The sequence below is a fragment of the Geminicoccus sp. genome, from assembly GCF_036263595.1.
GTDB lineage: Bacteria > Pseudomonadota > Alphaproteobacteria > Geminicoccales > Geminicoccaceae > Geminicoccus.
On record NZ_DATAGQ010000045.1, the window covers coordinates 51084 to 57137 of the forward strand.

Sequence of the window (6054 nt, forward strand, 5' to 3'; positions counted from 1 at the left end):
GCCTAGCTTTCAAAGCGCACGCGCGGATCGATCAGCCCCGCCAGCAGATCGACCACGAGGTTCAAGAGGACGTAGATGACCGCCATCATCAGGATGAAGCCCTGCACGGCCGCATAGTCCGAGGCGATCACGGCACTGACGGCATAGGCGCCGATGCCCGGCCAGCCGAACACCTGCTCGATCAGCACGTTCGACCCCAGCAGGAACGAGAAGATCATCCCCATGATGTTGGTGATCGAGAGCAGCGCGTTGCGGAAGGCGTAGCCGAACAGGACCTTGCCGCCGGACAGCCCATTGGCCTTGGCGGTGCGCACGAAGTCGCTGCCCAGCGCCGTCAGCATGGCCGCCCGCGTCATCCGGGCGATCGGCGCCAGGGCGAACAGCGCCAGCGAGATCGCGGGGAGCACCAACTGCGCGAGCGAGCCACGGAAGCCTTCGACATCACCCGCGATGAGCGTGTCGACCAGATAGAACCCGGTCACGGGATCCGGCGCCACGTAGTAGATCTCGTCGATCCGGCCCAGCGGCTGCGGCGCCCAGCCCAGCAGGTAGTAGAAGACATAGACCAGCAGGAGCGCGACGAAGAAGGTCGGGAAGGCTGCCGCGATCGTGACCGTGCCCCGGCAGACATGGTCGACGATCGAGTTCGGCCGTGCCGCGGCGAACACGCCCATCGGCACCGCGATCACGATTGCCACGAGCAGCGCCCCGAAGGTCAGCTCCATCGACGCCGGCAGGCGCTGGATCAGGTCGTCCATCACCGGCTGGCCGGTGGTCAGCGACTGGCCGAGGCTGCCGCGGCCAAGGTCGTACACATAGAGCAACAGTTGCTCCGGCAGGCTCTTGTCGAGGCCCAGGCTCTCGCGGACCTGCTGGACCGATTCAGCATTCGCGGCCGGGCCGGCGAAATACACGGCCGGGTCGCCCGGCAGCGCCCGCGACAACAGAAAGGTCGCCAGGATCACGCCGATCAGGCTGGGGACGGCGGACGCCATGCGGCGGAGAATGTAGCCAGCGGGCAGGGGCCAGGTCCTCTTCTCGGTTCACCAGCCAAGAGAGCAAGCGACATGCCATCGGGCCCAGAACTGTGATCACGAGCTTCTGCCGGCATGCGGTGATCAGTTGCTAGGCAATTGCCTCGAAAGGTGGGTGCGGATCAGGCAAATGGTCGGTTTCTTTATGTGAAAATGGCCCGGCATGGATGTTGATCCGGCAACCGGCATGGCAGCCCCCGGAGGATCCACCCGTGGCCGATCTCGTCGATACGCGGAGTCTCACCCTCAACGGCGCGCTGAAGGTGCTGCAGGCGGCCATCGCGAAGGCCGAGGAGATCGGCCAGCCCATGTGCATCGCCGTGGTCGATGCCGGCGGCAACCCGGTCGCCTTTGCGAAGATGGACGGTGCCAAGGCGCTCAGCGTCATCTCGACCACGACCAAGGCGCGCACGGCCGCCCTGTCGGCTGAACCCACCGGTGGCGCCCATGCCGACGTGGAGATGCAGGTGGCCCTGGCCCATGGCAGCCAGTGGACCAACCTGATCGGTGGGCTGCCGATCCGGGTAGGCGGCATGGTGGTGGGTGCCGTGTCGGCGGGCTCCGGCACGGGCAGCCAGGATCTCGCCGTGGCCCGCGCTGGTGCGGCGGCGATCGAGGGCGCCGACCTGTTCTTGGACTTCCAGCCGATGGGTGCGGAGGACACCGGGATCATCCGGGGATCGCATCCGCACCCGATCAGGAAAGGCTGACGCTATTCCGCTGGTGCGGGCGTCGCCGGGCTGGTGGCGGCCGTTCCGCGTCGCCCGCCCAGCCACCGGCAGACCACGTAGAACACCGGCGTGAACAGGAGCCCGAACAGGGTCACCCCCAGCATGCCGGAGAACACGGTGGTACCGAGCGTGCGGCGCATCTCGGCACCTGCACCCGTGCTCAGCATGAGCGGAACCACGCCCAGGATGAACGCCATCGAGGTCATCACGATCGGCCGCAGCCGCGTGCGTGCCGCCTCCACGGCCGCGTCCATCCGGCTCATGCCGCGCTCCTCGGCCTGCTTGGCGAACTCCACGATCAGAATCGCGTTCTTCGCCGCCAGGCCGATCAGCACGACGAGGCCCACCTGCACCAGGATGTCGTTGGAAAAGCCTGCCGCCAGCACCCCCGTCATCGCCGCCAGGATGCACATCGGCACGATCAGCACGACCGCGAGCGGCAGGAGCCAGCTCTCGTACAGGGCCGCCAGCACCAGGAATACGAACACGACCGCCGCGGCGAAGGCGAACACGGCCGTATTGCCGGCGAGCTTTTCCTGCAGGGACAGTTCCGTCCATTGATAGGCGAACCCGTTGGGCAGCACCTCGTTCGCCAGCCGCTCCATCTTGCTCAGGGATTCGGCGCTCGACGTGCCCGGCAGCGTCGAGCCCTGCAGCTCCGCGGCCGGGTAGAGGTTGTAGCGCGCGACCCGGTAGGGACCGGTAATGTCGCGGAAGGTCGCGATCGAGCCCAGCGGGACCATCGCCCCGGTGTCGCTGCGGGTTCGAAGCCGCCCGACATCCCGCGTGTCTCCCCGAAACGGCCAGTCGGCCTGCGCGGTCACGCGGAAGGTGCGTCCGGAGAGATTGTAGTCGTTGACGTAGGCGGAGCCGAGATAGACCTCCAGCGCCTCGAACACCCGGCTGGCCGGGACCTCCAGCATCTCGGCCGCTACCCGGTCGATGTCGGCATAGACCTTGGGCGTCTGGGTGTTGAACAGGGAGAACACGGCGACGAGGCCCGGCTCCGCCTTCGCTGCGGCGGCAAGCGCCTGCGTGGCCTCTTCCAGCGCCGGAAGCCCGCGGCCGTTGCGGTCCTGGACCATCATCTTGAAGCCGCCGCCCGTGCCGATCCCTCGGACCGGTGGAGGCATCAGGCTGAAGACCATGGCTTCCTGGACGCTGCCCAGGCGCTGGCGCAGATCGCCAAGGATGGTGTTGGCGTCCAGCCCCTCCGCAGCCCGCTCGGTGAACGGCTTGAGCGGCGAGAAGATGGCACCTCCGCTCGGGTTGTTGGTGAAGGTGGCGCCGTCGAAGCCGGAGAACGCGACGGTGTGCTCGACACCGGGCGTGTCCCGGACCATCTGCGCCACCTTGCGCACGACCTGGTCGGTCCGGTCCAGCGAGGAGCCGGGCGGCAGCTGGACCACCGTGATCAGGTAGCCCTGGTCCTGCTCCGGGATGAAGCCGCCCGGCGTGCGCTCCAGCTGGAACCAGGTGAGGCCGATCAGCCCGACATAGACGACCAGGACCACGGCCGACAGCCGGACCAGGCGCCGGGTCAGGCCGGCATAACCGCCGGCCACGGCGTCGAACACCCGGTCGAAGCCGCGAAAGAAGGCGTGGATCGGCCGGGTCAGGAGGTTCGGCTTGCCGTGCTCCGAATGAGGCTTCAGCAGGAGCGCGGCCAGCGCCGGGCTGAGCGTCAGCGAGACGATGCAGGAGATCGCGGTAGCCGACGCGATCGTCAGCGCGAACTGGCGATAGAACTGGCCGGAGATGCCGGTGATGAAGGCGGTGGGCACGAACACCGCGATCAGCACGAGCGCGATGGCGACCAGCGCCGTGCCCACCTCGTCCATCGTCCGGTGCGCCGCCTCCCTGGGCGTCATGCCCAGGGCCAGGTTCCGCTCGACGTTCTCGACCACGACGATGGCGTCGTCGACGACGATGCCGATGGCGAGCACCAGGCCGAACAGCGACAGGTTGTTCAAGGAGAACCCGATCGCCGACATGACGGCGAAGGTGCCGATCAGCGAGACCGGGATCGCGATGATCGGGATGATCGAGGCGCGCCAGGTCTTGAGGAACAGGATCACGACGACCACGACCAGGGCCACCGCCTCGAAGATGGTCTTGTAGACCTCGCGGACCGATTCCGCGATGAACTCGGTCGGGTCGTAGACGATCCGGTACTCCAGGCCCTCCGGGAAGTTGGCCGCAAGCTCCTGCATGGTGGCGCGCAGCGCCACGGCCGTTTCCAGCGCGTTCGAGCCCGGTCGCTGGAACACCAGCAGCGGCAGCGCCTGGTCCTCGTCCAGGTAGCCAATCGTCGAGTAGTCGACCGCGCCCACCTCGACCCTGGCCACGTCACGCACCCGTGTCACGCGTCCGCTGCCGTCGGTCTTGATGACGATGTTGGCGAATTCCTTGGGCTCGATCAGCCGCCCCTGGGTCTCCAGGTTGAGCTGGAAGGCGCCAGGCCGCTGTGTCGGCGGCTGGTTCAGGATGCCGGAGGCTACCTGGACATTCTGGGCGCGCAGGGCGTCCACGATCTCGCCGGGCGTCAGCTCCAGCGCGGCGGCACGGTCCGGGTCGATCCAGATCCGCATCGAGTATTCGCGGGCACCGAACAGGCGGACATCGCCCACGCCGTTGACGCGGGACAGGACGTCTTGGACCTGGAGGACGGCGTAGTTCGAGAGGTAGAGCAGGTCGACCTTGTTGCCCGGCGAGACCAGATGGATGACCATCAGCATGTCCGGCGAGCTCTTCTGGGTCGTGATGCCCAGCCGGCGCACCTCCTCGGGCAGGGACGCTTCCGCGATCGCCACCCGGTTCTGCACGAGCACCTGGGCCTGATCGAGGTCGGTGCCGAGCTGGAAGGTGATGGTGATCGTGAGGTTGCCGTCGGCCGTGGACTGCGAGGACATGTAGAGCATGTCCTCCACGCCGTTGATCTGCTGCTCCAAAGGTGCTGCCACCGTGTCGGCGACGATCTCGGCCGAGGCGCCTGGATAGGACGCGGTCACGGTGACCGTCGGTGGTGCCACCTCGGGATACTGGGCGACCGGCAGCTCGATATAGGCGATGGCGCCGATGATCGTGATCAGGATCGAGACGACCGCCGCGAAGATCGGGCGATCGACGAACACATGGGTAAAGCGCATTCGATCCGTCCTCAGCCTGCCGTGGTGGCGAGCTCGATCTTGCCTTCCTGGGGTGCTACCTTCGCGCCCGGCCTTGCCCGCACCAACCCGTCGACGATGACGTTGTCGCTGGCATTCAGCCCGTCGCGCACGACCCGCAGCCCGTCATGCATCGGCCCGATCCTGATCACCTTCGGCACGACCGTGCCGTCGTTGGCGACGGTCATGACGAGCTTGCGCGCCTGGTCGCTGACCACGGCGTGGTCGGGAACCAGGATCGCCTCGTAGGGCTCGGAACCGGGCATGCCCAGGCGGCCGAACTGGCCGGGCGTGAGGAAGAGATTGGGGTTGGGAACGACCGCCCGCGCCCGCATCGTGCCGCTCGCCGGGTCGATCTGGTTGTCGATGAAGTCGAGCGTGCCCTTCAGCGACCAGCTCTTCTCGTCGGGAAGGCGCAGGGACACCTCGACCTTGCCGTCGCGCTGGGGCGCCATCCGGCCGTCCATCCCCGCCCGCGCATAGGCCAGGAACTCGGTCTCGCTCATGTCGAAGTCGAAATAGATCGGGTCGAGCGACACGATCGTCGTCAGAATCGTCGCCGAGGGCTCGCCCTCGACAAGGTTGCCGATGTCGACCCGCCGGTTGGAGATCCGGCCGTTGACCGGTGCGCGCACCTCGGTGAACTCCAGGTCGAGCTCGGCCCGGGCGAGCGCCGCCTGGGCGGCCAGCACGTTGGCGTCCGCGACCTGCTTGTCCTGCAGCCGCTGGTCGAAGGTTGCCTTCGCGACGTTGGAACTGGACAGCAGCGTGCGCGAGCGTTCCAGGTCGGCGACCGCAAGCTGCTGGCGCGCCTGCGCGCTGGCGACGTCGGCCTGGGCCTGCGCCAGCGCGTTCTGGAAGGGCCGCTGGTCGATGACGAACAGCAGGTCGCCCTTCTTGACCATCTGGCCGTCCATGAACGCGATCTGCTCGAGATAGCCTGACACGCGCGCCCTCACGTCGATCGCGGCGACGGCATTGAAGCGGCCGGTGAACTCATCCCGGTCGACGATCCGCTCGACCAACGGCCTGGCGACCGTCACGGCCGGAGGTGGCGGGGCCGCAGCTTCCTGGGTGTCCTCCTCCCCGCAGGCGGAAAGAAGCATCGCCGCCAGCAGAACG

Annotated in this window: 4 protein-coding genes; 1 reads left to right on the plus strand and 3 read right to left on the minus strand. The window is 67.4% G+C overall.

Annotated elements, in window-relative coordinates; all coding sequences use genetic code 11:
• Nucleotides 1–2: 2 nt before the first annotated feature.
• The gene (locus tag VHL31_RS03765) at nt 3–1022 is read right to left on the minus strand and encodes an ABC transporter permease (protein WP_329659873.1); all 1020 of its coding nucleotides are present in this window, start codon (nt 1020–1022) and stop codon (nt 3–5) included.
• A gap of 224 nt (nt 1023–1246) precedes the next feature.
• Between VHL31_RS03765 and VHL31_RS03770 the strand changes: the two genes are divergently transcribed.
• Complete coding sequence (locus VHL31_RS03770; RefSeq protein WP_329659870.1) at nt 1247–1744, plus strand: heme-binding protein; 498 nt, start codon at nt 1247–1249, stop codon at nt 1742–1744.
• A gap of 2 nt (nt 1745–1746) precedes the next feature.
• Here VHL31_RS03770 and VHL31_RS03775 read toward each other — a convergent pair whose 3' ends face one another.
• Together VHL31_RS03775 and VHL31_RS03780 are read right to left on the minus strand one after the other, a co-directional pair.
• A complete protein-coding gene (locus tag VHL31_RS03775) occupies nt 1747–4914 on the minus strand; it encodes a multidrug efflux RND transporter permease subunit (protein WP_329659871.1) in 3168 nt (1055 codons plus the stop codon).
• A gap of 11 nt (nt 4915–4925) precedes the next feature.
• Nucleotides 4926–6054, minus strand: a 1129-nt coding sequence (locus VHL31_RS03780; protein ID WP_329659872.1) for an efflux RND transporter periplasmic adaptor subunit, incomplete at its 5' end; no start/stop codon positions are given.